23 protein-coding genes are annotated in these 25,693 nt (G+C 61.4%); 8 read left to right on the plus strand and 15 right to left on the minus strand.

All coding sequences use genetic code 11. The annotated features are described in order from the left end of the window. Nucleotides 1-51 precede the first annotated feature (51 nt). The 3 genes from ACW9IN_RS16515 to ACW9IN_RS16525 all read left to right on the plus strand — a co-directional run bounded on the left by ACW9IN_RS16515 (nt 52) and on the right by ACW9IN_RS16525 (nt 3,699). On the plus strand, nt 52-2,007 hold the full coding sequence (locus ACW9IN_RS16515; protein ID WP_457366877.1) for an oxidoreductase: 1,956 nt from the start codon (nt 52-54) through the stop codon (nt 2,005-2,007). After that, nucleotides 1,995-2,573: a cupin domain-containing protein gene (locus tag ACW9IN_RS16520; RefSeq protein ID WP_457366878.1), complete on the plus strand. Its 579-nt coding sequence runs from the start codon at nt 1,995-1,997 to the stop codon at nt 2,571-2,573. Before ACW9IN_RS16515 ends, ACW9IN_RS16520 begins: the two co-directional genes overlap by 13 nt. 310 nt (nt 2,574-2,883) lie before the next feature. After that, the gene (locus ACW9IN_RS16525; RefSeq protein WP_457366879.1) at nt 2,884-3,699 is read left to right on the plus strand and encodes a hypothetical protein; all 816 of its coding nucleotides are present in this window, start codon (nt 2,884-2,886) and stop codon (nt 3,697-3,699) included. Between the two features lie 16 nt (nt 3,700-3,715). Here ACW9IN_RS16525 and ACW9IN_RS16530 read toward each other — a convergent pair whose 3' ends face one another. Together ACW9IN_RS16530 and ACW9IN_RS16535 are read right to left on the minus strand one after the other, a co-directional pair. Continuing rightward, nucleotides 3,716-4,471, minus strand: coding sequence for an outer membrane protein (locus tag ACW9IN_RS16530; RefSeq protein WP_457366880.1), 756 nt, complete (start codon nt 4,469-4,471; stop codon nt 3,716-3,718). Between the two features lie 124 nt (nt 4,472-4,595). Then, nucleotides 4,596-5,147 carry a DUF3455 domain-containing protein gene (locus ACW9IN_RS16535; protein ID WP_457366881.1) on the minus strand — a complete coding sequence of 184 codons (552 nt, stop codon included), beginning with the start codon at nt 5,145-5,147 and terminating at the stop codon, nt 4,596-4,598. A gap of 399 nt (nt 5,148-5,546) precedes the next feature. Here ACW9IN_RS16535 and ACW9IN_RS16540 point away from each other — a divergent pair, with 399 nt between their 5' ends. Genes ACW9IN_RS16540 through ACW9IN_RS16555 form a run of 4 tightly spaced genes read left to right on the plus strand, consistent with a single transcriptional unit; the run spans nt 5,547 to nt 9,554 of the window. After that, entirely contained in the window at nt 5,547-6,389 is an 843-nt protein-coding gene (locus ACW9IN_RS16540) for a hypothetical protein (protein WP_457366882.1), read from the plus strand. A 30-nt stretch (nt 6,390-6,419) separates the two neighbouring features. Beyond that, nucleotides 6,420-7,298, plus strand: coding sequence for a c-type heme family protein (locus ACW9IN_RS16545; RefSeq protein ID WP_457366883.1), 879 nt, complete (start codon nt 6,420-6,422; stop codon nt 7,296-7,298). A 10-nt stretch (nt 7,299-7,308) separates the two neighbouring features. Beyond that, nucleotides 7,309-8,742, plus strand: coding sequence for a serine/threonine-protein kinase (locus tag ACW9IN_RS16550; RefSeq protein ID WP_457366884.1), 1,434 nt, complete (start codon nt 7,309-7,311; stop codon nt 8,740-8,742). Further along, a complete protein-coding gene (locus tag ACW9IN_RS16555; protein WP_457366885.1) occupies nt 8,739-9,554 on the plus strand; it encodes a PP2C family protein-serine/threonine phosphatase in 816 nt (271 codons plus the stop codon). Before ACW9IN_RS16550 ends, ACW9IN_RS16555 begins: the two co-directional genes overlap by 4 nt. Before the next feature lie 6 nt (nt 9,555-9,560). On the opposite strand, the gene ACW9IN_RS16560 is transcribed toward ACW9IN_RS16555, so the two are convergent. Further along, nucleotides 9,561-9,956, minus strand: a complete 396-nt coding sequence (locus ACW9IN_RS16560; protein WP_078741834.1) for a carboxymuconolactone decarboxylase family protein — start codon at nt 9,954-9,956, stop codon at nt 9,561-9,563. 207 nt (nt 9,957-10,163) lie between these two features. Between ACW9IN_RS16560 and dkgB the strand changes: the two genes are divergently transcribed. Then, nucleotides 10,164-10,982, plus strand: a complete 819-nt coding sequence (gene dkgB / locus ACW9IN_RS16565; RefSeq protein ID WP_457366886.1) for a 2,5-didehydrogluconate reductase DkgB — start codon at nt 10,164-10,166, stop codon at nt 10,980-10,982. On the opposite strand, the gene ACW9IN_RS16570 is transcribed toward dkgB, so the two are convergent. The 12 genes from ACW9IN_RS16570 to ACW9IN_RS16625 all read right to left on the minus strand — a co-directional run bounded on the left by ACW9IN_RS16570 (nt 10,979) and on the right by ACW9IN_RS16625 (nt 25,320). Further along, nucleotides 10,979-11,401, minus strand: coding sequence for a chemotaxis protein CheY (locus tag ACW9IN_RS16570; RefSeq protein ID WP_457366887.1), 423 nt, complete (start codon nt 11,399-11,401; stop codon nt 10,979-10,981). The genes dkgB and ACW9IN_RS16570 overlap by 4 nt on opposite strands. A 134-nt stretch (nt 11,402-11,535) precedes the next feature. Further along, nucleotides 11,536-15,156, minus strand: a complete 3,621-nt coding sequence (locus ACW9IN_RS16575) for a transporter substrate-binding domain-containing protein (protein WP_457366888.1) — start codon at nt 15,154-15,156, stop codon at nt 11,536-11,538. A 6-nt stretch (nt 15,157-15,162) separates the two neighbouring features. Beyond that, entirely contained in the window at nt 15,163-15,789 is a 627-nt protein-coding gene (locus ACW9IN_RS16580) for a response regulator (RefSeq protein ID WP_457366889.1), read from the minus strand. 298 nt (nt 15,790-16,087) lie between these two features. After that, on the minus strand, nt 16,088-16,804 hold the full coding sequence (locus ACW9IN_RS16585; RefSeq protein WP_457366890.1) for an MgtC/SapB family protein: 717 nt from the start codon (nt 16,802-16,804) through the stop codon (nt 16,088-16,090). Nucleotides 16,805-16,847: 43 nt separating this feature from the next. Further along, a complete protein-coding gene (gene mgtA / locus ACW9IN_RS16590) occupies nt 16,848-19,553 on the minus strand; it encodes a magnesium-translocating P-type ATPase (protein ID WP_457366891.1) in 2,706 nt (901 codons plus the stop codon). Between the two features lie 643 nt (nt 19,554-20,196). Continuing rightward, the gene (locus tag ACW9IN_RS16595) at nt 20,197-20,541 is read right to left on the minus strand and encodes an FKBP-type peptidyl-prolyl cis-trans isomerase (RefSeq protein WP_457366892.1); all 345 of its coding nucleotides are present in this window, start codon (nt 20,539-20,541) and stop codon (nt 20,197-20,199) included. 103 nt (nt 20,542-20,644) lie between these two features. After that, complete coding sequence (locus ACW9IN_RS16600; RefSeq protein WP_457366893.1) at nt 20,645-21,265, minus strand: transglycosylase SLT domain-containing protein; 621 nt, start codon at nt 21,263-21,265, stop codon at nt 20,645-20,647. 69 nt (nt 21,266-21,334) lie between these two features. Beyond that, nucleotides 21,335-21,796, minus strand: a complete 462-nt coding sequence (locus ACW9IN_RS16605) for a RidA family protein (RefSeq protein WP_457366894.1) — start codon at nt 21,794-21,796, stop codon at nt 21,335-21,337. Next, entirely contained in the window at nt 21,793-22,677 is an 885-nt protein-coding gene (locus ACW9IN_RS16610; protein ID WP_457366895.1) for a PhzF family phenazine biosynthesis protein, read from the minus strand. Before ACW9IN_RS16610 ends, ACW9IN_RS16605 begins: the two co-directional genes overlap by 4 nt. Then, nucleotides 22,674-23,714, minus strand: a complete 1,041-nt coding sequence (locus tag ACW9IN_RS16615) for an ABC transporter substrate-binding protein (protein ID WP_457366896.1) — start codon at nt 23,712-23,714, stop codon at nt 22,674-22,676. Before ACW9IN_RS16615 ends, ACW9IN_RS16610 begins: the two co-directional genes overlap by 4 nt. 26 nt (nt 23,715-23,740) lie before the next feature. Beyond that, nucleotides 23,741-24,505, minus strand: a complete 765-nt coding sequence (locus ACW9IN_RS16620; RefSeq protein WP_457366897.1) for an ABC transporter permease — start codon at nt 24,503-24,505, stop codon at nt 23,741-23,743. Next, complete coding sequence (locus ACW9IN_RS16625) at nt 24,502-25,320, minus strand: ABC transporter ATP-binding protein (RefSeq protein WP_457366898.1); 819 nt, start codon at nt 25,318-25,320, stop codon at nt 24,502-24,504. The genes ACW9IN_RS16620 and ACW9IN_RS16625 overlap by 4 nt, the downstream gene beginning before the upstream one ends. Nucleotides 25,321-25,693 lie beyond the last annotated feature (373 nt).

Genomic DNA, 25,693 nt, shown 5'->3' on the forward strand with positions numbered 1-25,693 from the left:
GTTTGCCTCCTATAGAAAAATAACAATAACAGCGCCTGGAGTCTTCACACCATGCAGCCCCATGCCTTCCCACACTTGTTCGAGCCCTTGACTCTGCGGGGAAAACGCCTGAAAAACCGCATCATGTCCAGCGGGCACGACACCTCCATGCCCACGGACAACCAGGTCAACGCACAACTGATCGCCTATCACCGCGCCCGCGCCGAAGGTGGTGTCGGCTTGATTGTGTTGCAGGTCGCCGGGGTGCATGACAGCGCGCGTTACACCTCCCATGTGCTGATGGCCACCGATGACAAGTGCATCGAGGGCTATCGCCAGCTGGCCGAAACCTGTCATGCCCACGACACCCTGGTGTTGTCGCAGATCTTTCATCCCGGGCGGGAAATCATGGAGTCGGCAGACGGTCTGCTGGCCGTGGCGTACTCGGCGTCAGGGGTACCCAATGAACGGTTCCGGGTGATGCCCCGGGCGCTGGATCAGGCGATGATCGACGAGATTGTCGCAGGCTATGCGGCAGCGGCAAGGCGCCTGTATCAGGCCGGTATCGACGGTGTGGAAGTGGTCGCGAGCCACGGTTACCTGCCCGCGCAATTTCTCAACCCACGGGTGAATCGACGCACCGATGGCTACAACGGCGAGCTGGAACAACGGCTGCGTTTTCTGACAGAAATCATCACGGCGGTGCGAGCCGTGACCGACGAGCAATTCATCATCGGCCTGCGCATTTCTGCTGACGAGCGCGATGCCGAAGGGCTCACCGAAAGCGAGTCTCTGGAAGCGGTGCAGTGCCTGCAAAAGCGCCTGGATTACGTGCATATCGTCGCCGGCACTTCTGCGTCGCTGGGCGGAGCGGTGCATATCGTGCCACCCATGGCGATCGCGGCGGCGTACCTGGCGGATGAAGCGGCACGCTTCAAAGCCAGCCTGTCGATTCCGTTGTTTGTGACAGGCCGCATCAATCAACCCCAGGAAGCGGAACTGATCCTGGCGCGCGGCCAGGCCGACGTATGCGGCATGACCCGCGCGCTGATCTGCGACCCGCTGATGCCGGCCAAGACCCAGGCGGGTCGCGCCGAAGATGTGCGGGCCTGCATCGCCTGCAACCAGGCGTGTATCGGTCACTTTCACAAGGGGCTGCCGATCTCCTGTATCCAGCACCCCGAGACCGGGCGCGAGCTGAAATTCTCTGATCTGCAACCCGCCGTGAAGCGCAAGCGCGTGATGGTGGTCGGTGGCGGCCCGGCCGGCATGAAAGCGGCGGCCGTGGCGGCCCGACGCGGGCATGAGGTGACGCTGTACGAAGCCGGCAGCCAACTGGGCGGCCAAGTGCTGTTGGCACAGTTGCTGCCACGGCGCAGTGAGTTCGGCGGTGCCAGCACCAACCTGCAACGTGAAATGACGCTGGCCGGTGTGCGCGTGGTGCGCAATACCCGGGTGGACCGCGCCCTGGTGGAGCAGGCGCAACCCGATCACGTGATCATCGCCACTGGCGCCGAACCCTACTGGCCGGCCTTCGAGCGAGGTGGTGATCTGCACGTGGTGGACGCCTGGCAGGTGCTGCGCGACGAAGTGCCCCTGGGCCGTTCGGTGGTGGTCGTCGACTGGCGTTGCGACTGGATCGGCCCGGGCATCGCCGAACGCCTGGTGCGCGCCGGCCACTCGGTACAGTTGGCCGTCAACGGCACGCATTGCGGAGAAAACCTGCCTCTGTACGTACGCGATCAGTTGGCGGGCGAGCTGCATCGACTGGGCGTTCCGATCATTCCCTACGCCCGCCTTTATGGCTGCGATGACAGCACCGTGTACCTGCAACACATGGCCAGTGGCGAACCGATGCTGCTGGAAACTATCGACACCCTGGTGTTGTGCCAGGGCCATCAGCCGGTGGACACTCTGGGCGCGGAGCTGCAAGGCCGTGTGCCGTTCGATCGCATCGGCGACTGCCTGGCACCGCGCACCGCCGAGGAGGCGATCTACGAAGGACTCAAGGTAGCGTGGAACCTGTGACAGACGAACCCCAGCAACTGTTTCTCGGCACGCGCATTCGCGGCCTGCGCAAGGCCTGTGGCCTGACGCTCACCGAGCTCGCACAGATGAGCGAACTGACCGCCGGTTACCTCAGCCAGTTGGAACGCAACCTGGCGTACCCGTCCATCCCGGCGCTGTTCAATATCGCGCGCAGCCTGGGCGTGACCATCCAGTGGTTCTTCGCCAGTGAAACCGTGCCTGCTCCGGCCGATGACGGCTACGTGATACGCAAGGACAACCGCCAGAGCATCCGCTACGAAGATGGCATCGTCGACCAACTGTTGACGCCGCTGCCCAATCATCAGCTGGAAATGCTGCATTCATGCTTCCCACCCGGTACCTATAGCCAGCAAAGCTACAGCCATGAAGGCGAGGAAGCCGGGTATGTGCTGAGCGGGCAATTCGAGCTCTGGGTGGGTGACCGGCACTTCCTGCTGGGCGAAGGCGACAGTTTCAGCTTTGCCAGCCGCGAACCGCACCGGTACGGCAACCCGGGCAAGGTGGATACGGTGGTGATCTGGGTGATTACACCGCCGACTTTTTAACCCGCTGGAGCAATTGGAGACCTTTCCTACGGGAGCCGACGACGATGGAGCGTCGGCCATCAGTGGTATGGCGCTCAGGACGCTTGTTATAAAACAGGCTGATTCTTTTCGAGGTCATCACCATGTTTGGATTGCATTGGCTGTGCGGGAAGCCGACTCAGGACCAGCTGGAAACCGCAAGGGCCATCACATTGCTCAAGAGCTGGAAGATCACGGGCAGGTACATCTCACTGGACCCTGTCGAGATCATGGCATCGGAAAACTACCAGCGTGCGATACGTGAAATACGTCAACTGGAGGCTGACGATTCATGGGCCTGCTGATCATCCTGCCGCTACTGGTCAGCGGTTATCTGGTCTGTATCAAACACCCCTATTACTACTGCCGCCTGCACCGGTTCGAAGGGCAGTTGCTTTATTTGCAGGTAGCACGACTGGGCGTCGCGTGCCTGCTCGCGGCCACGTTCCTGAGCGCTCTGATTCTGGCAATGTCCAAACAAGGGCCGTACGTTTTCTGGACCGACTACAGCAGCTACCTGGGGTCCAGATTGGTACAACTTGATATCGCCAATGAAAAAAACAGCACCCTCTGGGTGTTCCTGCTACAGGTTGGCTTGACGTCAATGCTCATGCCCTTTTTCTGGGCAAAGGTTTATGTCCTGTCCCATAAAATCAACCTGAACCTTGAAAGCACCAGGCAACTCGACCTTCAGTTGACCCTGGGCATTCTTGAAGGTACACCGTTCAAGACCTTGCTCAAGGAGTCGATGCAACAACAGGCGCCGTGCATGTTCAGCTTCAGCGACCGAAAAGTGTATGTAGGCATCGTATCAGTCGTTGGAGTACCAACTGAATCGGACGGCGTGGACCACGCGTTCACGTTAATTCCCCTGCTCAGCGGCTACCGGGACAAGGACACACTTGAGGTCACGCTCAACACCCACTACGCGAATGTCGTAGCGCCTGTGTCCATCATGCTTCTACAGGACAACGTCGTCTCGGCCACCCGCTTCGACTTCAGCACCTGGCACAGCTTCCAGTCCCGCAAAAACCGCAAGGCGCGCCAGGGCCAGCTCTATCAACACCGCCCGGCGCGCCCGATGAAAGCCTCACGCGCCTGCGCCTGAGGCTGCCTGCTGATCGTCAATCAAACTTCCAGTTCAACCCGACACGCAGCATTTGCCCATCGTTCTTGAACTTGGAGTCGTACCCCGTCCCCGCCCCACCGCTGCCCGGAATCACCGCCACGTTCAGCTTGTCTTCCCCCAGGTCGTAGTACAGGTATTCAGTCTTGAATGACAGGTTCTGGGTGATCGCCTGCTCAATGCCTGCACCCACGGTGTAACCCATCTTGAAGTGGCTTTGGCTGCCGCTGAATTGGGTATTGCCGGTAGGGCCGAACATGTCGACACTCTGACTGGTTTCGCCGTACGCCAAGCCGGCGGTGCCGTAGATCAGGGTGTGATCGAAGGCATAACCGAAGCGGCCACGCAAGGTACCCAGGTACTTGATCTTCGATTCGAACTTATTGTTCAGCGCCAGACCGGTGTTGAGCTGTGCGGTACCGATGTTGCGGCTGTCCTGCAGGTCTGTGTGGGAGATATCCGCCTCGACACCGGCTACCCACTGACCGAACTGGTAGTTGTAGCCAACCTGTATGCCACCGAGCAGGCCGTTGCGGTCCAGGTCCACTCGACCTGGGCGAGCGCCGCCGTTGATGTTGGCGATGTTCGGTGCAGCCTGGCCCTTGGTGTTGACGTCGCCGTCACCGCCAAAGCCATAACCGGCACTCAGGCCGCCGTAGAAACCGGTCCAATCGGTGGGGCCTGTTTCAGCAGCCTGGGCACCGGTCGAGGCGACAACGGTCAACGCGGTTACAGCAAGTAAACGAGTGATCATGTGTAAAGCTCCTATGTTTTTGGTTGTGTTACAGGCACAGCGTTGCCGCACGCCGATGGCGATCGGCGCGAGGCATGAATTCAGTCGAGGGGGTTACTGCCCGGCCGAGCGGCGCGGGGTGAAACTATTGGCCGAGGAAGCGGTAATCGGCGCTGTAGGGTTCGAGGTGCAAGTCACCCAACTGGGCGCAACTGCCGCTGAACACGCCACCGAGGGTATGCAGGCGCTCCACCGTCACCACCTGTGCCAGTCCACCCGGCCCCTGGTGCGCGACCACGTCCAGGCGCAGCAACGCAATATCTCCAGCGCTGTCTCCCGGCGCCTGGGCAATGACCTTGCCGACGACGGCACTGCGGTCATCCAGTTGCCAGGTGGGCCCGGCGAAGTGACGACCTACCGTCTTGCCGTTGATCATCAGCGTCGCCAGGGGCTCACGAAACTGCCAGGCCAGTTGACCGTTGCTGTCCTTGGCGCAGGTATAGACCTGCACGCCAGAGGCCTGTACGGTCATCAGTACTTTTTTCGCTGCGCCATTGGCTGGTTCTGGCAAGTCCTGGGCCTGGGCCCGTTGCGCATCGATGGCGCAGATCACCAGTACGATCAGGCCGACCACTTGCAATACCAGAAGTGCCAGGCGATTGCGGCGTGCCACAACTTCAGGGTCGGTATCGCTCATTGCGCGCCTGCCAGAAAGAGATTTGAGAAGGGTCAGGTCAATCATTTTGGGATCCATCGAAAGTCGATCACGGCTGCTTGTCAGCGTCTGCAGGATGAACAATCGACCCGAAGTTTTTATTCCCGACTATTTTCCGCCTCTCGCAAAAACGCTGCCTTTTCCCGATCGCCGCAAATGTCGTCCGAATCACGGGAAACCATGGGAATAACACGCACCTTGTGCGCTTTATTCCATGATTTCGCTCAATCGAATCAGCCCTCTGCCATGCAGATAATTGTCTTCGTCCCGCCCCCGTCCAGCCGGTAGCCTTCGGCCCTGCGATGCCTTGCGCACGCACGAACACCGGCTGTAGCTACAGCATCGGTGCCTGTCCTCAAGTGCTCGATAGATGGCGCCAACGTGAAGAAACTCTCGACAGTCCTATTGCTCGCCAGCCTGCTCCAGCTACCGCTGGCCCAGGCGGCACCGGCCAATATTGGCGTGATTGCCTACGCGGAGAAGCCGCTGAAGCTGATTCGTGCCACCTCTTTGTACACCGTGGGTCCGGGCACGCGCCTGCAAGGGGGCGATATCCTGCAAACCGGTACTGCGGGCATTCAGATCGAAGGCCTGGCATCGACCACGCTGGCGCTGGGCCCTGACACCCGGATCCTGATCGCCACCAACAGCAAGGCTGCACAAATCAATCTGCTCAACGGTTGGCTCAAGCTGCAACCGGTCGCCGGCCACGCCAACCTGGCAGTGACCACTGGCGCCCTCGCCTTCACAGTCACCAACAGCGCCAGCGTGATACACGTCACCCCGCGCCAGACCGAGATGTTTGTCGAGGATGGCAGCCAGGTGGTGCATGAGCTGGATGCCCGCGGCAAAGGCGATCACAGCGTCACGCTCGGCCATGAAGACTTTGCGCAACGCGTCAGTGGCGCGGCGCTCAAAACCGTGCCGCGGCCTGAGCAAGCCTTTATCGACGCCCTGCCCCGTCAGTTCCTCGACCCGCTGGTACCGCTGGGCAAGAAAACTCCAGCCTCCGCCGAGCCGAAAAAAGAGCGTGAGGTGACATACGACGACATCGCGCCCTGGGTGGTGAGCCCGCTGAACCTCAGCCAGCAGATGCTTGCCAGTCGCTTTGCCCCACGTCTGGCAGACCCGGCGTTTCGCCAGGCTGTGAAGGCCAACCGAGGCGGCGTGCTGGAGTGGGAGCTGGAGCTGCTGCGCCAGGAACGTCGCAAGAATGCACGCTGACGCCCACCCCGCCAGTCCCCGAAGGTAATTATGAAACTGTCACTTGCGGTCAAATTCAACGTGGTGTTCCTGGCGGTGTTTATCGTCGGATTTATCGCCACCAGTCTTTCCACCCACTACATGCTGCAACAGAGTGCGCGTCGGGAAACCCTGGAAACCGCGCGCATGCTGATGCGCTCGGCCTCCGCCGCCAGCACCTACACCGCAGAGCAGATCGTGCCCTTGCTGGAGAACCGCCTGAAGTTCCAGTTCCTGCCGCAGTCGGTCCCGGATTTTGCCGCCATCTCGCACCTGCAGGAATTGCTCAAGTCCTACCCGGACTATGCCTACAAGGAAGCCACCCTCAACCCTACCAACCCGCGCGACCTGGCCAATGATTGGGAAAAGTCCCTGATCAGCACCCTGCGCAGCCAGCCGCAGACCGACGAAATGGTCGGCGAGCGCAATGATGAGAGGGGGGCGGCGCTGTACATCGCGCGGCCCATCCAGATCAAGGACGGTGCTTGCCTGGCCTGCCACAGTACGCCGGACGCGGCGCCGAAAACCATGGTCGACATCTACGGACCGGTCAACGGCTTCGGCTGGAAACTCAACGACACCATCGGTGCGCAACTGGTGACCGTACCGCTCGACTTGCCGCTACAGCGCGCCCGGAGCCTGCTGCACAGCTACATGCTGTCGATGCTGGGCATCTTCGCCGTGCTGTTCGTCGCGCTGAACGTAGCGGTGCACCTGTTTGTCACCCGTCGCCTGCGGCAGATGTCAGCCCTGGCCGACCGCGTCAGCCTGGGTGAAACCGACGTGCCGCAGATGGACGTCAGTGGCAACGATGAACTGGCACGCCTGGGCCAGTCTTTTGGCCGTATGCGCACCAGCTTAGTCAGCGCCATGAAGATGCTTGAGGAATAGGTGCCCGATCATGCTTGAACAACTGGGCAAATACCGCATCGACAGCGTGCTCGGCAAAGGTGCCATGGGCACGGTGTACAAAGCGTTCGACCCGAATATCGCACGCACCGTGGCGCTCAAGACCATCCGCAAAGAGCTGTTCGGCGACAGCCAGCACGCCGAGCTGGTCAGCCGCTTCAAGAACGAAGCCCAGGCGGCTGGCCGGCTGATGCACCCCAATATCGTCGGCGTGTACGACTACGGCGAAGACGAAGGCTCGGCCTACATTGCCATGGAGTTCGTCGAAGGTACGCCGCTCAACACCCTGCTGGCGGCGCAGACACCCCGCGATCTGAGCCACAGCCTGGGCTGGATGCGCCAGTTGCTGCTGGCCCTGCAATATGCCCACTCCAAGGGTGTGGTGCACCGTGATATCAAACCGGCCAACCTGCTGATCACCGCCGACAACCAGGTGAAAGTCACAGACTTCGGTGTGGCACGCCTCGACTCGTCCACCCTCACCCAGACCGGTTCGATGATCGGCACGCCCAGCTACATGTCGCCTGAACAGTTCTGCGGTGAGTTGATCGACGGTCGCTCCGATGTGTTTTCCGCCGGCATCGTGCTGTACCAGTTGCTCACCGGCGAACGGCCATTTTCCGGCTCTGCCACCATGGTCATGCAGCAGATTCTCAACCAGACCCCGGTGGCGCCCTCGTCCCTGAACCTGGCGCTGGACCCGGCACTGGACAATGTGATCGCACGCGCTCTGGCCAAGCGCCCCGCCGAGCGTTACGCCTCGGCGCAGGCATTTCTCGATGATCTGGAAGCGTTGCTCGGTACCACCACCGGCACCTGGACCAACGCGGAAATCGACGATGACCGTACGGTACTGATGCGTCCCAACCAACCGCTGAGCAGTGGCGTCACGCCCTTGCCCACCGGTACGGGCGCGGTGACCGAAGCCGTGGAAACCCTGACGCCCTGGAAGCTGGCGGTGATGCCCGAACTGGAGTCTTTGCTGTCCCATCAGATCGGGCCGCTGGCACGATTTCTGGTACGCAAGAGCCTCAATGGCGCCGACGACTTCGACGCCATCTGCGCCTCTCTGTTGCCCCATATCCCTTCAGAGCGTGGCCGCGAACAGTTTGCCAGCGCCAGTCAGTCGCTGTTCCAAAGGCTCAACCCACCCACGGCGGCACCCGAGCCGGTCAGCGAACCGACGGTACTGCCCACTGAAGTCACCAGCCTTACCGAAGCCCCCGTCACGCAGATAGATACTGACTTTGCAAACATGGCCGAGCGCCGCCTCGCCGTGCTGATCGGCCCTATCGCCCGCATCGTGGTCAGCCGTGCCTTGCGGGCCACCTCCCTGCGCCAACCGTTCCTGCAATTGTTGGCCGAACACATCGAGAGCGAGGCCCAGCGCCTGACGTTCCTCACCAGCTTCGAGCCCCTTCCATGACCGACTCCCCACTCAGCGCCTGCGGGCCCCATAGTCTGGCCTCAGCGGTCGCCTATGGGGTCAGTGATGTCGGCACGGTGCGCCAGAGTAACGAAGACAACTTTCTGGTGGAGCCGAGCCTCGGGCTACTTGCTGTAGCAGACGGCATGGGCGGCCATGAAGCCGGCGCGCTGGCCAGTGCCGAAGCGTTGATCAGCCTGCGCCAGACACTGAAAACCCATAGCGTCGAAACGCTCGACGAGAATGGCGACCCCGATGCCACCTGGTCGGACCCGGACATGCAAGCCGCCGGCCTGTTGCACAGTGCCATCGATCAGGTGAACCAATGCGTCTATCAGCAGAATGTGGCGCGGCAGATGAGCGAAGGCAGTGGCATGGGCACCACGCTCACCGGCCTCTGGCGCCCGCAAAGCGATGGGCCGCTGCTGGTGTTCCATGTCGGTGACAGCCGTTTGTACCGTTACCGCGATGGCGAATTGAGCCTGCTGACCCGCGACCAGACCTGGTACCAGCAAGCGCTCGAAGCCGGCAAAGTCGACCGCCTGCCTGCACGCAACCTGCTGCTGCAAGCCATCGGCCCGGGGCCCCGGGTCGAACCGCAGGTACGCGTCCAACCGGTGCAGCCGGGGGATGTGTTGATGCTATGCAGCGACGGTCTGCACGGTTGCGTGCCCCATCAGGAAATGGTGCAGGTGCTGGCGGTAGCCCGCCGTGACACGCTGGACACCGCGTGCCAACGGCTGGTCAACCTCACCCGGGAATACGCCGGGCGCGATAACGTGACGGTGCTGCTGGCCTGGTTCGACGCGTGACGGACTTCACGGTAACTTGAACGCCTCGTCCACCGGCACCCGGTAGCCGGTGGCCAGGCGGTTGGTTTCATTGGCCATGCCGACCACGGCCTGCAACTCGCCGAACATTGCATCGGTCATGCCCGCCTTGCGCGCGGCGGCGGTGTGGGAGGCGATGCAGTACGGGCAGTTATTGGTGACGCTCACAGCGACGTAGAGCAGTTCTTTGGTGAGTGGATCCAGCGCTCCCGGCGCCATGATCTCCTTCAGACTTTCCCAGGTACGGCGCAAGGTCGGCGGATGGGCCGCCAGGCATTTCCAGAAGTTGTTCACCTGGTCGACCTTGCGCGTTTGCATGATGTCGTCGTAGACCGCACGCACTTCAGGGCTGGCGTCGGCATATTCGGTGAGGTGCTGAGTCATGGCAATTTCCGCATGGAGAAGGGCTTTCTGAAATACCGCGCGATGCCCGACTCTGGCAAGTGAAGCCGCATGTTTTTTGCAACGGGCCCCAGAACACCACGACTCTTGACCTGTGGTCAAAAGTCCTTTTCGTGTGGGACGGTTTTTCCGAAGGAACGACGGGCGGATACTCCACTCCATTGTTTACATGCCCTTGAGGAGAGATTGATGTCCATCCCTACGCAAACCGTCCCCGCTTTTGGCCTCGGCACTTTTCGCCTGCAAGGCCAGGTGGTGATCGACTCGGTCAGCACCGGCCTGGAACTGGGCTACCGCGCCATCGACACCGCGCAGATCTACGAGAATGAAGCCGACGTCGGTCAGGCCATTGCCGACAGCGGCGTATCTCGTGAGGAGCTGTTCATCACCAGCAAAATCTGGGTCGCGCATTTCGCGCAAGGCCAGCTGATTCCCAGCCTGCGCGAAAGCCTGCGCAAACTGAAAACCGACTACCTGGACCTGACCCTGATCCATTGGCCATCGCCGGAAGACCAGGTACCCGTCGCCGAGTTCATGGGCCAGTTGCTGGAAGCCAAGCGCCTGGGCCTGACCCGTCAGATCGGCATTTCCAATTTCACTATCGACCTGATGAAACAGGCGATTGCCGCCGTCGGTGCCGAGCATATCGCGACCAACCAGATCGAGCTTCACCCCTACCTGCAAAACCGCAAGGTGGTGGAGTTCGCCACCGCCCATGGCATCCAAATCACCTCCTACATGACGCTGGCCTACGGTGAAGTACTGAAGGACCCGGTGATCCAGCAGATCGCCGAGCGCCATGGCGCCACCCCCGCACAAGTCACCCTGGCCTGGGCCATGCAGTCGGGTTACGCGGTCATTCCTTCGTCGACCCAGCGCACCAATCTGGAGAGTAATCTCAAGGCCCTGCAACTGACCTTGAGCACGGCAGACATGCAACAGATTGCCAGCCTGGACCGCGGCCATCGGCTGACCAGCCCCAAGGGCCTCGCGCCGCAGTGGGACTAACCTCCGGCGACGGCGTTGCGGGACAGCTCCCGCAACCACGGCAACACCCGCAGGCCCGCGTTGGCCTCGGGTGGGTCGATGATGTCCATGAAGTGTTCGAGGTTGACGCTGTCCGGCACGCCCGCGAGCCTGACCAGCACCGCCGGCGTCGCACCGACGGACTCGCCCAGGTTCAGGTGGTCGTAGACCAGCACATGGCGCACCTGGGGTTGGGGCCCACTGGCATGGACGGCCAACCCGGCATTGATGATCAGCACATCGAACGGCTCGGCCGGGATGGCGGTGAGAATCCGCACCTCTTCGAAACTCTGGACCGGGACGATCCGGTGGTAGCCCAACCGGTTGAGCATCTTTTCGATATACAAGCGTTGCAGGTGCTGTTCATCGGCAATCAGGATGGTCAGTGCTTTGTTCGGCATGGCAAACCCCTGGGTAGGCAGTACTCGTCAGTGAGCGTGGCCCATTCTCCAGACATACCTCGAAGACAAAATCAGGCTTGTTCCCCCTTCATGTAGGAGTTCTCCCAAACCCTCTGAGTGGCTGTCAGCGCGGGTCAAGCCTGATTGATGTACAGCGTCAGGCTGTGCTGCAGATGGTCGATGGCCTGGGACACGGCTTCAACGGCCTCGTCCAATGCATCAGGCACCGAGCTTTCGCAGACCTCCTCCAAAGCCTCGCAACAGGCGATCAGCGTATGCGCCTTGACCATGCGCGCCCCGCCCTTGGCACGGTGGGCCAGGTCATGTAGCCGAGCAAAATCGGCCTGCTGCGCCAGGGCCGGCAACAACTCACTATCCGCCGCCAGGCTGTCGAGCAGCGGTTCGAGCAGTTCCTTGAGTGCCGCACGATCATCGCCCGTCAGCGCGACCAGGGTGCTCAAGTCAAATACGGCCTGGGCTGCCGGCTCGCACACACTGGCCGTGCGCGATGCCAGGGCGGTACGCAGGTCTTCAAGCCCGGTGGGTTTGAACAGGCAACCGTCCATGCCCGCCTGCCGGCAGCGCTCGGCTTCTTCCGACTGGGCATTGGCGGTGAACCCCAGCAGCAAGCAGGGTGCCCAACCCAGTTCGCGCTCACTGGCACGGATATCGCGCGCCAGTGCATAACCGTCCTTGAGGGGCATGTTGCAATCGGTGATAACCCCATCGAAGCCCCCGACCTGCCATTGCTCGAGGGCCTGGACACCGTCTTCGGCGGTCGTGATGCGATACCCCAGGAAAGCCAACTGCCGGGCCAGCAGCAGGCGATTGGCCGGATAGTCATCCACCACCAGGATATTCAGCGTACGGGTCGAAGGGGCCGGCTGGACCACCTCTGGAAGGCGCACAGGCGCCGTCGTGATCAGGGCCAGCGCCAGGGTCACATCCACCCGCGTACCCTGCCCCGGCACACTGTTGAGGTGTAACTGTCCGCCCATCATTTCGCACAGGTCGCGACTGATCACCAGCCCGAGCCCGGAGCCGCTGCGCTGTGATTGCTCAGGGTTGCGGCCCTGGATGAAGGGGTTGAACAAACGCTTCTGGTCCTCGGCGCTGATCCCCGGCCCCGTGTCCTCCACCCACAGACGCAGGTTCAGGTGGCCGCCAGCCAGTGCCGGCGCGCCCTGGGCGCCCAGCCGCACCTGGCCACGGGCCGTGAACTTGATGGCGTTGCCCAACAGATTCGAGACCACTTGCTTGAATCGCAACGGGTCGATCAATACCCAATGATCGATCAGCGGGTCCAGTTCCACCCGCAACGACAACCCCTTGTCCCGGGCCAGCCCTTCGAACACCCGCGCCGCAGAGGTCAGCAGCTCATGCAGATTGGCCGGTGCCAGGCTCAGGGACAGATGACCAGACTCGATTCGTGCGATATCCAGAATGTCGCCGATCAACTCCAGCATCCCCCGGGACGCCACCGATGCCACTTCCAGCGCATCCCGATCAGCGCGGCCCTGCTCGGCGTTTTTCAAGGCCAGCTCGATCATGCCGATCACCGCATTCATGGGCGTGCGAATTTCATGGCTCATGGTCGCCAGGAACGTGGTTTTGGCGCGGTTGGCGGCATCCGCGTCCTCTTTGGCCTCGCGCAACTGCCCCAGCAACCGCTGGCGCTCGCTGACATCCACCCAGCCGGCAATCATGCCGACCACTTTCTCATCGCCGTCACGGTACGGCAGCATCCATTGGTAAATGGTCAGGACTTCTCCGCTGGGCACCTTGAGCACCCGGTCATGAATCTGCGGCTCGCCCTGCTCCATCAGCCGCAGGTAATCGGCGTGGAACGATTGGGCCTGAGGCGGGTTGCCGGTGTCGGTCTCCACCACGGTCTTGCCGATCACGTTGTCCAGCTTGAAGCCAAATACATCGAGATAAGCGTTATTGCAGGTCATCAATCGGCCCTGACGGTCACGCACGTAGATGGGGTGGGGAGTGCCGTCGATCAGCACGCTCATGAATCGCATCTGATCGCTCAACGCCCGCTCGGCCTGGGCACGTTTGCGAATCAGACTGCGCAAATAGGCTACCCAGCCCAGGGTCACCAGCAACAGCAACGCGGCCAGGCCGAACCCCTGGATGATCACGTTGCGGTGACGCAGCCAGTAACTGTCTTCGAGGATGATGTCGCTGCGCCAATGATTGGTCAGCTCATCCATTTCTTCAGGGGCGATGCTCAGCAGCGCCTTGTCGAGGATCGAATACAGCTCCAGTTGGCTGCGGTTGACGCCAAAGGTGATGCGGGCAGGATCGGTGCCGACGGTACTGGTGATGCGCAGGTTGTCGCGATAGTGCCGCGCGATCATGTAGCGGGCGCTGATCAGCGAAATGACCGTGGCATCCGCATTCCCCCTGGCGACGGCTTCCATGGCCTGCCCGGGGTTGTCGGTATTCACGAACTCAACGCCGGGGAAGTCCCGCGCAATCTGCGCGCCCAGGCTATTGCCGCCGATAAAGGCCAGGCGCTTTCCGGGCAAATCCTCCAGCGTCACCAGGTGTTCGTCGGCGGCGCGAACCACCAGCACATAGGGATTGGACAGGTAAGGTCGGGTAAACCGGATTGTCGCGGAACGCTCGACACTGGGGGTGACCACCGCCAGCATGTCCACCTGCCCGTCGCCGACCTCCGCGATTTGCCGAGGCAACGAACTGCCCGGCTCGACATCGAACTTCAACCCGGTACGCAGGCTGATGCGCGACAGCACTTCGGCGCTGAGTCCCTCGAAATGCCCGCGCTCATCAAAGAATGACAACGGCACATACTGGTCGAGGACCGCCACTTTCACCCGAGGATTTTTCTCCAGCCAGCGTTGCTCGCTTTCGCTCAGGCGCAAACGGTCGGCCTCCAGAAAACCACCGCCGGCGCTCCAGCGGCGCAGGATTTCCATCTGTTGGTTGACCGGCACGGCAGCGAGCGCGGCATTGATGATCGCTAACAGACGGGTGTTGTCCCGAACAAAGGCAAATCCGAAAGGGTTGGCCTCCAGCGCGGAGAAATCCGCCATGCGCACATTATTCAGATGGTTTTTGTTGATCAGGTATCGCGTGCTGATGGCATCGCCCAGGTACACGTCCGCCTGACCGAAAGCGACCGCGCCAATGGCTTCGAAGGTGGAGGCAAACAGCTGCAACTGTGCCCGGGGGTAAAAGGTCTGGACGGCATCCGGTTGCATGTAGTGATAGAGCATCGCCAGACGCTTGTCGGCCAGATCGGCGCTCAGCGCCTGGCTATCACCGGCTCGGGTCACCAGCACCGGCTGATCATTGGCGTAGGAGCGGGACAGCACCAGTTGGGCATCAGCGGCCTCATAACCATTGGCCGACCCCAGGAAGTCCACATCGCCGCGCTTGAGGGCTTCGATCACCTCATCACGGGTGTCATAACACCGGACCTCTATAGCGACACCCAGCGCCTGTCCCACCAACGCCGCATAGTCGGCCGTGATGCCTTCGAGTTCAGCATTGTTGTTGGTCAGGTCAAAGGGCGCGTAATCAGGCGCCGACACGCCCATCACCAGCGTGCGCCGCTCCCGTAGCCAGCGCCAATCGGCTTCTTCCAGCGTTACGTCGGGGCTTTCAAGGCGGGAATGGCCCAGCAGCCGCAGACTCTGCGGCGCGTCCAGGGCCGTTGCCGCACAGGGTATCAGCCCCATCAGCAGGATCGCCGTGAGGATCAGCGAGCGAGGGGTGATCATGTCGGATCAGATCAGATGATTGCGCTGAGCGAACTTGGACAAATGCACCACCGAAGACATGTGCAGCTTCTCCTTGAGCCGCGTCTTGTAGGTGCTGATGGTTTTGTGACTCAGCAACATCTGCTCGGCGATTTCCTTGTTGCCCAGGCCCAGAGCGAGCATCTGCAACACGGTCAACTCGCGGTCCGACAGCGATTCCACCAACGCCACCTCGGTGGTCTGCAGGTCATCACGGCGTACCGAACTGGTCGGCAGGCTGGGGAAACAGCTGTAGTTGGACATGACCGCCTTGATCGCCTTTTGCAACTCGTCCAGCTCACCGGTCTTGGCCACGAAACCCATGGCCCCGGCACGCATGCAACGAGTGGAAAAGAACACCGCCAGATACGAGGTGAGCACCAGGATCTTGCAGGTCAGGCCCAGCGCCTTGATTCGGCTGATGACTTCCAGGCCGCCCAACTTGGGCATTGCCAGATCGAGGATCACCAGGTCGGGGCGCTCCTCGCGAGCCAACTGCATGGCATCCGCGCCATTGCCAGCTTCGAAGATCTCGTTGAAGCCTTCCTGCTTCAACAGATGCCGGACGGTAGCGCGGATAAAAGGATGATCATCCACAATTAACGCTTTGCTCATAAGTCTCCCCTGGGAGGATCAATACGCTTACATATCACGCGGGTTCCGACTACCTGTGAAAAGTGACAGTTCCGACAAGCGGTACGGATCAATCTCCTCGACTTTTCAGGCAGTCCTGGTCCCCTCTTCTTGAAAAAACAGCCATCACTTAACGCCGCACTTGGGTTTCCGGGCAGGCACAAGCGCGCAACCTTAACAATGGAATATGCTTTCAGCTGAAGGGATAGTCCCGAATGCATGTAGGATTTTTCCTCGCGTAGCGCAATTAAGCTTGCGCACGCCAGGGCGAAACCCAGGATCACTCCGTGGTGCTGGGGCTCCAGAATGCCTGAACCACCAGGGTTGACATGGAGATCCGCGCCACCAACGCGTCCAGCTCGTCGCCGTCCACCGATGTCACCGCCAGGGTAGCCTCGATTTCCACTTCCTCGCTGCCAAAGGGGCGGACATCGACATCGCTGGCCGGGTAGTTGCACCGCGCCAGTTCGGCTTCCAGCAGGGCCAGCACAGCCTTTTGCTGGGTACGCCGGGCAATGACATACAGAATGTTGGTGACCTCCGCCGACACCACGTCCAGGGGCTGACGGTTGATATTGTTGACGATCGGTCGCAGCAAGGTATTGGCGGCCAGCACGAACAGCGTGCCCAGCAGCGCTTCGAGGATCAGGTCGGCACCGGCGCAGGCCCCTACCGCTGCCGAGGCCCAGAGGGTGGCGGCAGTGTTGAGCCCGCGCACGTTGCCTTCTTCACGCATGATCACGCCCGCGCCAAGAAAACCGATACCCGATACCACATAGGCGACCACCCGCACCGCGCCTTCCGCACCGCCCAGACGGTAGGCCATGTCGACGAAGATCGCCGCCCCTACCGCCACCAATACGTTGGTGCGCAAGCCTGCCGTACGCTGGCGGTACTGGCGCTCGAAACCGATCAGCCCCCCGAGGATGAACGCAGCGGTGAGGCTGACCAGAGTGTCGATCAGCGAATTGAGGTTGATATTGTTGATTGCTTGCATGGGCTGCTCCTTTGATCTTGCCGCTCAACCGCTCCAGACGGTGTTACTGCCAGCCGAACTTGCGAATGTAAAAACCCTTCACCGCCTGGGTCAGCCCCATGTAGGCCAGCAGAATCACCGGCAGGAACACGAAGTACAGCGACGGCAGTGCCTGCAACTTGAAGTAATGCGCCAGCGGACCCATCGGCAGGAAAATCCCCACGGCCATGATCACGCCCGTCATCACCATCAACGGCAGCGCCGCACGGCTTTGCAGAAACGGAATCTTCGGGGTACGGATCATGTGCACGATCAGCGTCTGGGTCAGCAGCCCCACCACGAACCAGCCGGATTGAAACAAGGTCTGGTGGTCCGGTGTGTTGGCATCGAACACATACCACATGAGTGCGAACGTGGTGATGTCGAAGATCGAACTGATCGGCCCGAAGAACACCATAAAGCGCCCCACATCCCCCGGCTGCCAGCGCTGCGGCTTGGCGAGCATGTCCGCATCGACGTTGTCGAACGGAATCGCGATCTGGGAAATGTCATACAGCAGGTTTTGCACCAGCAGGTGCATCGGCAGCATCGGCAGGAACGGAATGAACGCGCTGGCCACCAGCACCGAGAACACATTGCCGAAGTTGGAGCTGGCGGTCATCTTGATGTACTTGAGCATGTTGGCGAAGGTACGCCGGCCTTCCAGCACCCCCTCCTCCAGGATCATCAGGCTCTTTTCCAGCAGGATGATATCGGCCGCTTCCTTGGCGATATCCACTGCACTGTCCACCGAAATACCGATATCGGCGGTGCGCAGCGCCGGTGCGTCGTTGATGCCATCGCCCATGAACCCCACCACATGCCCGTTGGCCTTGAGCAGACGCACAATGCGTTCCTTGTGGGACGGTGTCAGCTTGGCGAACACATTGGTGGTCTCCACCGCCTTGGCCAGCTCGGCGTCGGTCATGTCCTCGATGTCATTACCCATCAGCAGACCTTGTTGCTCCAGACCGACTTCGCGGCAGATCTTGGCGGTGACCAGTTCGTTGTCGCCGGTCAGCACCTTGACTGCCACACCGTGGGCCTTCAGGGCTTTGAGGGCTGGCGCGGTGCTTTCCTTGGGTGGATCGAGGAAGGCGACATAGCCGATCAGCGTGAGGTCACGCTCATCCGCCAGGCTATAGGTGTCGCGGCCCGGCGCCATCGGTTGGGCAGCCACGGCCACCACGCGCAGGCCCTCTTCGTTGAAGGCCGCGGTCACCTGACGAATGCGCGCCAGCAGCTCATCGGTGAGCGCTTCGTTGCTATCGCCGTGACGCACGTTGTTGCACACCGAGAGGATTTCCTCCACGGCGCCCTTGCAGATCAGCAGATGCGGCAAACCTTCCTGGGCCACCACCACCGACATGCGGCGGCGGTTGAAGTCGAACGGAATCTCATCGACCTTCTGGAATGCGGTGCCCACTTTCAGCTCGCGGTGCACTTCCACGTGTTCGAGCACCGCCACATCCAGCAGATTCTTCAGGCCGGTCTGGTAGTAGCTGTTGAGATAGGCCATTTCCAGCACGTCGTCGGACTCTTCGCCCCACACGTCCACATGGCGCGCGAGGAAAATCTTGTCCTGGGTCAGGGTGCCGGTCTTGTCGGTGCACAGTACATCCATGGCGCCGAAGTTCTGGATAGCATCCAGGCGCTTGACGATGACCTTCTTGCGCGACAGGAACACCGCGCCCTTGGCCAGGGTCGAGGTGACGATCATCGGCAGCATTTCAGGGGTCAGGCCCACGGCGATCGACAGTGCGAACAGCAGCGCTTCGGTCCAGTCACCCTTGGTGAACCCGTTGATGAACAGCACCAGCGGCGCCATGACGAACATGAAGCGAATCAGCAGCCAGCTGACTTTGTTGACGCCATGCTGAAACGAGGTGGTCGCACGGTCCGTGGCCGTCACACGCTGGGCCAATGCGCCGAAATAGGTGCTGTTGCCGGTGGTCAGGATCACCGCCGTCGCCGCGCCGGACACCACGTTGGTGCCCATGAACAGAATATTGTCCAGATCCAGCGGGTTGCGGGTGCTGGCGTCCTGCTGCTGGGCAAATTTCTCCACCGGCATCGATTCACCGGTCATCGCCGCCTGGCTGACGAACAGGTCCTTGGCGCTGAGCACGCGGCAATCGGCGGGAATCATGTCCCCAGCGGACAGCACGATGAGGTCGCCCGGCACCAATTGCTTGATCGGCAATTCGATGCGCTTGGCCTCATCGCGGCGCAACACCGTGGCCGTGTTGCTCACCATGGCTTTCAAGGCATCGGCAGCCTTGTTGGACTTGGCCTCCTGCCAAAAGCGCAGCAGCGTCGACAGCACCACCATGGAGAAAATCACCGTGGCGGCTTTGATGTCCTCGGTCAGCCAGGAGATTACCGCCAGCAGAGTCAGCAGCAGGTTGAACGGGTTTTTGTAGCAATGCCACAGGTGCACCCACCACGGCAGCGGCTGCTCATGCTCGACTTCGTTGAGACCGTATTGCACGCGCAGGGCGTCGGCTTCCTGGGGGGTCAAGCCTTCGGCGTGACTGCCCAGGGTGTCGAGCAATTGCGCGGCACTGCTGTTCGCCGAGGTCACCAGGGTTTGCGCCAGCGTCGGTGGCACTTCGCGGCTGACGCTGGCGTCGGTCACGGTTTCGAGCATCGCCAGACGGCGGAAATGCCGGGCGATGTGCCGGGTCCGCAGGAAGCCGGCAAAAAACTCTTTGAGCAGAGTGAGGTTCATGGTGTTACTCCTGCGCGAGGAAAAAACCGTCGTGCAGGTACTGCCCATCCGCACCGCGCCTGTCACACAGGCACAGCCGGCTTGGCCCGCCCACCGCAAACGGCAGGCGCGTCCGTAGCATCCCGAGGGTGAGCCGGGTGCTGGTCAGCGTCGATGAGAGGGATCGGGCAGGTGCCAGGACTGGCCGCTGCCGGGATGCCGCTTCTCGCTAGTTAGTGGCGAGACAACGGCATCGGAAGAATGCGCGTTACCTTGCCAAGCCTGTGCCGGTTACCGAAACCGGCCGACTACTGTCACTCGAACAAGTACCCACTGAGGGTCTCCGCTATTGATGAAAACGCGCGAAGCTTACGCCCCGACGATAAGAGAGTAAACCGTAGGAAAGTTTCCGTATGGGGAATAAGAGGATTCTTCAGGATGGGTTCAGGAAGGTGCATCCACTTGATCTCGCGGGACCAACGTCAGGTAATCACCCTCCGGCTGACCGATCGTTCCCACCCCGCGTGGAAACGCATCCTGTGACGCTCCGCGTCACGACTTCAAAAGCGGACGCGGAGCGTCCAGGGCGGTATTCCCACGCGGAGCGTGGGAACAATCAAAAGTCATTGAAAGTAATGAGACGGCTCGCCGGTACCTGCAGAATTCAATCATCCCGCGTCAGCACTTCCAGCAACTCGATCTCAAAGCGCAGGTCGCTGTCGGGCTTGATATGCGCGCCCATCGACCGCTCGCCATAGGCCAGATGCGCCGGCACGAACAGCGTGCGCACACCGCCCACCTGCATGCCCATCAAGCCCTGGTCCCAGCCCTTGATCACACGCCCGGTGCCGATCACACACTGGAACGGCTTGCCGCGCTCCCAGGACGAATCGAACACCGTGCCATCTTCCAGGGTGCCGGTGTATTGGGTCGTGATCAGCGCGCCTTTGACCACGGTTTTGCCGGTGCCCAGGCGAATGTCGGTGATTTGCAGTTCTTTGGTGCTCATGGACTTCTCGTTGACAGCGTAAGGGCTCCGGTTTTCCCAGAACAAGGTGGCTTTGGCAAGTCCCTGTGGCGAGCAGGCTTGCTGCCGAGAAACGGCAGGTCCTTTAAAACCACCGCCAGAACCGGCTCCAGAACCCCTTGCCCAGATCATCCTTGCACCCGGCATATTGCGCTGCATACATCTGCGAGCGCGCCTGCACCTTACTGGCCACCGGCGGCAGCCAAGCCTTGGCGGCATAAGTACGCTGGCGGTAGCCGCCCCAGCCTTCGTGGTAGTTCAGGTACTGACCGTAAGCGTCGTATTTGTAGACGCCGTTGATGCTGTAGGTCTTGTCCATGTACCAGCCGACGAAGTCGATGGCGTCGTCAAAGTCCTGGCGACTGGCGCCGCTGCGACCGGTACTTTTGCGGTAGTCGCTCCACACTTCATCCTTGGCCTGGGCGTAGCCGGCGGCGCTGGAGACACGGCCCCAGGGGATGATCCACAGCAGGTATTTGCGTGGGGCCAGGGCGTCCTGGTGGAAGCCGGATTCCTGATACATGATGGCGAACGGCACCTGGATCGGCACGCCCCAGCGTTTTTGCGTGACTTTGGCGGCTTCGTACCAATCGTCCTTTTCACGGAAGATGCCGCACAGGTCATTCGGCGTGCGTGGCGGCGAGGTGCCGCACGCCGCCAGCAGTGAAGACAGTAACAACAGCCCGACAACTTTGCCTGCGCTCAAGGTGCACCTTTGCGAGATACGCGTAAAAGGCCGGCAGTTTACGCGCGCATCAAAGCGAATGGCGATGTGTCATGCCATTGTTTTGATGACCGCCGTGACTTCCAGTTCGAGCATCCCCCCGCTCGGCAACCCCGCCACCCCCACCGCCGAACGCGCATGCCGGCCCTGCTCGCCGAACACATCGATCAACACCTGGGAGGCGCCGTCGACCACTTTGGAAAAACTCTGGAAACCTTCCCCGCCGTACACAAAGCCCCGCACAAACAGAATACGTTCGACGTTCTCCAGGCCCACCGCCTGGTCCAGCACGCTCAAGGCGCGCAACACGCAGGTTTGCCCGGCCTGCAAAACCTGCTGCGGCGAAGTCTGTTCCGTCACCGGCCCGCTGATCACGCTGTCGCCCAGCCGGCACACTTGCCCGCTCACATACGCCACCCCGCCATGAAGCGTCACGGGCACATAATCGCCCTTGGGACCCGGCGCGTCCGGCAGTTGCAGCCCCAGGGCGCTGATCCGTTCACGAATGCTCATGCGTGCTCCTCAACGAAGGCCACCGGCCCACCCAACCAGCATCCCCGCACCTGCCCGGCTTCATCCCGACGAAAGCGCAACGAAATCTGCGAGGGTCGCCCCATCGCCCGGCCCTGGCGGATATGCACGGGGCGGTCATCGGCCGTCACCAGGCCGTTTTCCAGCAGACCGAACGTCAGTGCTGCCGCCGCGATACCGGTGGCGGCGTCCTCGGGGTAGCCCGAAGACTTGGGAAATTGCCGCGCATCGAACTGGCGGCCCTCAAGGTCCGACGGCGCGTAGGGGTACAAGCCGGTGGAACCGATGCGCTCGCAAAGTTGCTCCATTCGCCGATAGTCAGGCTTGAGGCTGTCGAGCACCGCCACACTCTTCAAGGCCACCAGGGTTTTGACACGACTGGTGCACGCGTTCTGGATCGGCAGCGGCGCCAGCTCATTGGAGGAGATGCCCAGCACAGACAGGATTTCGGCCTCGACCTGTGGGTCACTCAAGGTCTGCACCTGGCCTTTGGGCTGGCTGATCTCCACTTGGATCTGCGGCGTGCCGGCATCGATCACCCGCGCGTCGACGCGCCCGCTGAGGGTCCACAGCGCCAGCCGGTCCTTGTGCAGCATGCCCAGTTGGTCCAGCAGCCAGACGGCACCCACAGTGGCGTGACCGCACATTTCCATCTCATGGTTGGGCACCCAGAAACGCAGGGCAAAATCGAAATCGCTGTCCGCCGGCGCGGCGAATACAAAGCCGCACTCATGCCCGTAATCACGGGCGACCTGCTGCATGTCGGCGTCGCTCATACCGTCCGCCACGGCCACGGTGGGGGCCGGGTTGCCGCCACGGGGGGTGGCGGGAAACACATTGACCAGATGAACCTCGGGCGTCATTTAACCTCTCCCTTGAGGGTGGAAACAGTCGGCGCCACGGCGTCGACGATGGTGTTGGTGTAGACCTGTTGCGGGTCGAGCGTCACAGGGTCGTTTTCGACGGCGTTCATGAAGCTGATATTTTTCTCGACGCCCTCCCTTTCAACCCGTGGCGTGGCCGGGTAGGACGGCAACGAGGCAGTCCAGGCGGCATCGAAGATGGCCTTGTCGGTGTGGGCGAAGTATGGGCGTACCGACTCACGGGCCTGGTCCGGCGCGGTGGCGATCAGATGCTCGGCCTTCCAGATCGCACGCACCAGTTTTTCGGCAGTGGCCTTGTTGCTGCTCAGCCAGTCTTCGCGGGCAATCATCGCGGTGAACAAGAAACCATTCAGTGGTTTGTATTCACCCTTGGCCAGGTCCATCAACACAAACCCGCCCTGCTGGGCGGCAGTAGTCACCGTGGGTGGCGACAGCGAAAAACCATTGATGCTGCCCTGGGAAAACGCTGCCAGCATGTTCGGCGCACCGCCGATCGGCATGATGGTGAAGTCTTTGTCCGGGTTCAGGCCGGCATCCTTGGCCAGGTAACGCACCAGCATATCGGTGGTGCTGCCGGGCCCGGTCACGCCGATCTTCAAGCCTTTGAGCGCCTGGGCACGGGCCGCCACGGGGGATGTGGCCGACACACCGGCCTTGCGCGCCGAGTCGCCGTCGATCACCACGGTACTGCCGAACTGGGTTTGCACAGCGGCAAAGGCCTGCACGTTCTGGCCTTTGGTACGGGCACGCACCGCCACCGCGGGCAGACCGACGTAGGCGTCGGCATCACGCCCGAGCACCGCTGTCAGCGCCGCCGAACCGCCCTTTTGGAACACGATCACTTCTACATTCAGGCCCTCTTCGGCGAAATAACCCTGCTTCTGCGCGACGTAGATCGGCACATACAGGAAGCCTTCGCTGGGGAATGCGAGGGTGACCTTGGTGAGGTCCTGGGCCTGGGCAACGGGCAGGAACGAAGCGCACAACAGACTGGCAATCACGAAACGCTTAAGCATGATCAATCTCCACAACCAAGGGGGGGTTAAACCGCGACTTCACGTTCTGCTTCGTTGGCTTTCCACGGCATCAGCCTGCTCTCGGCCAGCTTCACCGCCGTGTTCAAAATCAGGGCCAGGGCGATGATGCCCACCAGCGCGGCAAACACTCCGGCAGTGTCGAATTGCGATGCCGCATCCGACAGCAGATAACCCAGGCCACGGTTGGCGGCGATGATCTCGCCCACCAGCGCACCGATCAGTGCGTAAGGCACCGACAGACGCAGGCCGGTGAACACCCAGGTGAATGCCGAGGGGATCACCACCATGGTCAGCAGGTCGCGCTCCTTGGCGCCCATCAGGCGCAGGATGGTCAGTTGCTCGCGGGACACGTTGCGCACGCCGCTGTAGGTGTTGAGGAACACCAGGAAGAACACTACCGCGGCGGTGAGGATGACTTTCATCGGCAAGCCGATGCCGAACCAGAGGATGAACAGCGGCGCCAGCGCCACTTTCGGCAGGCTGTAGAACGCGGTCAGAAAAGGATCGAGCAGGTCGGCCAGCCATTTGGCGCGACCGAGTACGAGACCCGCGACCAAGCCCGCCAGAGAACCGAAGAAAAAGCCGAGCACCGCCTCCAGCGTGGTGATGCCGGCGTGGTAGAAAAACACCCCGTTGAGCAGGATTTTCCACAAACTTTGCGCCACTGCCGAGGGGCGGCTGATAAAGAATTCCACGCCAAACCAGCGCGACACGCCCTCCCACAAAAGCATCAGGAACACGAGAAACAGCAAGCGATAAACCTGGATCATACGACCTCCAGCGAGTGAGCCAATGAAGAGGGGTCAGCAGCACCGGCTACATCCGGCGCCAGACGCTTCCAGAGTTCGGCGCAGAGTTCCACGTAGCGCGGATCGGAGCGCAACTGCACCAGGTTGCGTTCACCTTCGAGGGGAATGTCCAACACATGATCGATAGTGCCGGGGCGACCGGCGAACACCACGCAGCGATCAGCCAGGGCAATCGCCTCGTCGACGTCATGGGTCACGAACAACACGGTCTTGTTGAGCTTGCGGCACAGGCGCAGCAGTTCGGTCTGCAAGGTCAGGCGCATTTGTGCGTCGAGGGCGCCGAAGGGTTCGTCCATCAGCAAGGTTTCCGGGTCGCTCGCCATCAAGCGTGCCATGGCCGCACGCTTGCGCATGCCGCCGGAAAGCTGGTTGGGGTAGCTTTCACCGAAACCGCTGAGGCCCACCAGGGCCATCAGTTCCTCGACCCGTGCCTCGATCTCGGCCTTGGGCACGCGGCGAATCTGCAACGGCACGGCGATGTTGCCGGCGACCGTGCGCCACGGCAGCAAATGGTCCGCCTGGGTCATGTAGCCGACCCGTGTGTTCACGCCTCTGACTTCAGCGCCGTCGTAATGCACTTCGCCGACCGTCGGGCCGAACAACCCGGCGGTCATGTTGAGCAAGGTGGACTTGCCGCAGCCCGATGGGCCGACCAAGGTAATGATTTCGCCGCGCTGGACCTCCAGCGATACATTGCGCACGGCCACAAACGAGCGGCCCTCGACTTTGAAGCTTTTTTGCACGCCCGAAAAACGGATAAAGGGTTTTGCGCTCACCGCCCCTCCTCGCCCGGTCGACCGGACTTGTTTGTTGTTGGTGAGCAGAGGATGAACGGATGACAGATTTACGGCGCACGGAATCGGGCCGGATCACGCGCGAGATTGGGCCATCGCGACGGGCGCTTTCTTGCCAGCGATAGAGATCCAATGTGGGAGCGGGCTTGCCCGCGAAGACTGCGACACAGTCGACACAGATGCCACCTGACCCACCGCAATCGCAGCCTCGCTGGGGCTCGACAGCTCCCACAGGGGGCTTGCAGTGGTTGGAAAAAACGCTGCCAGCAGGGCCATCGCGCCGGGCGCTTTCTCACCAACAACAGCGTTCCAATGTGGGAGCTGGCTTGCCTGCGAAGACGGCCTCACTGCCGAC

It is taken from the genome of Pseudomonas sp. SDO5271_S396 (genome assembly GCF_054071795.1).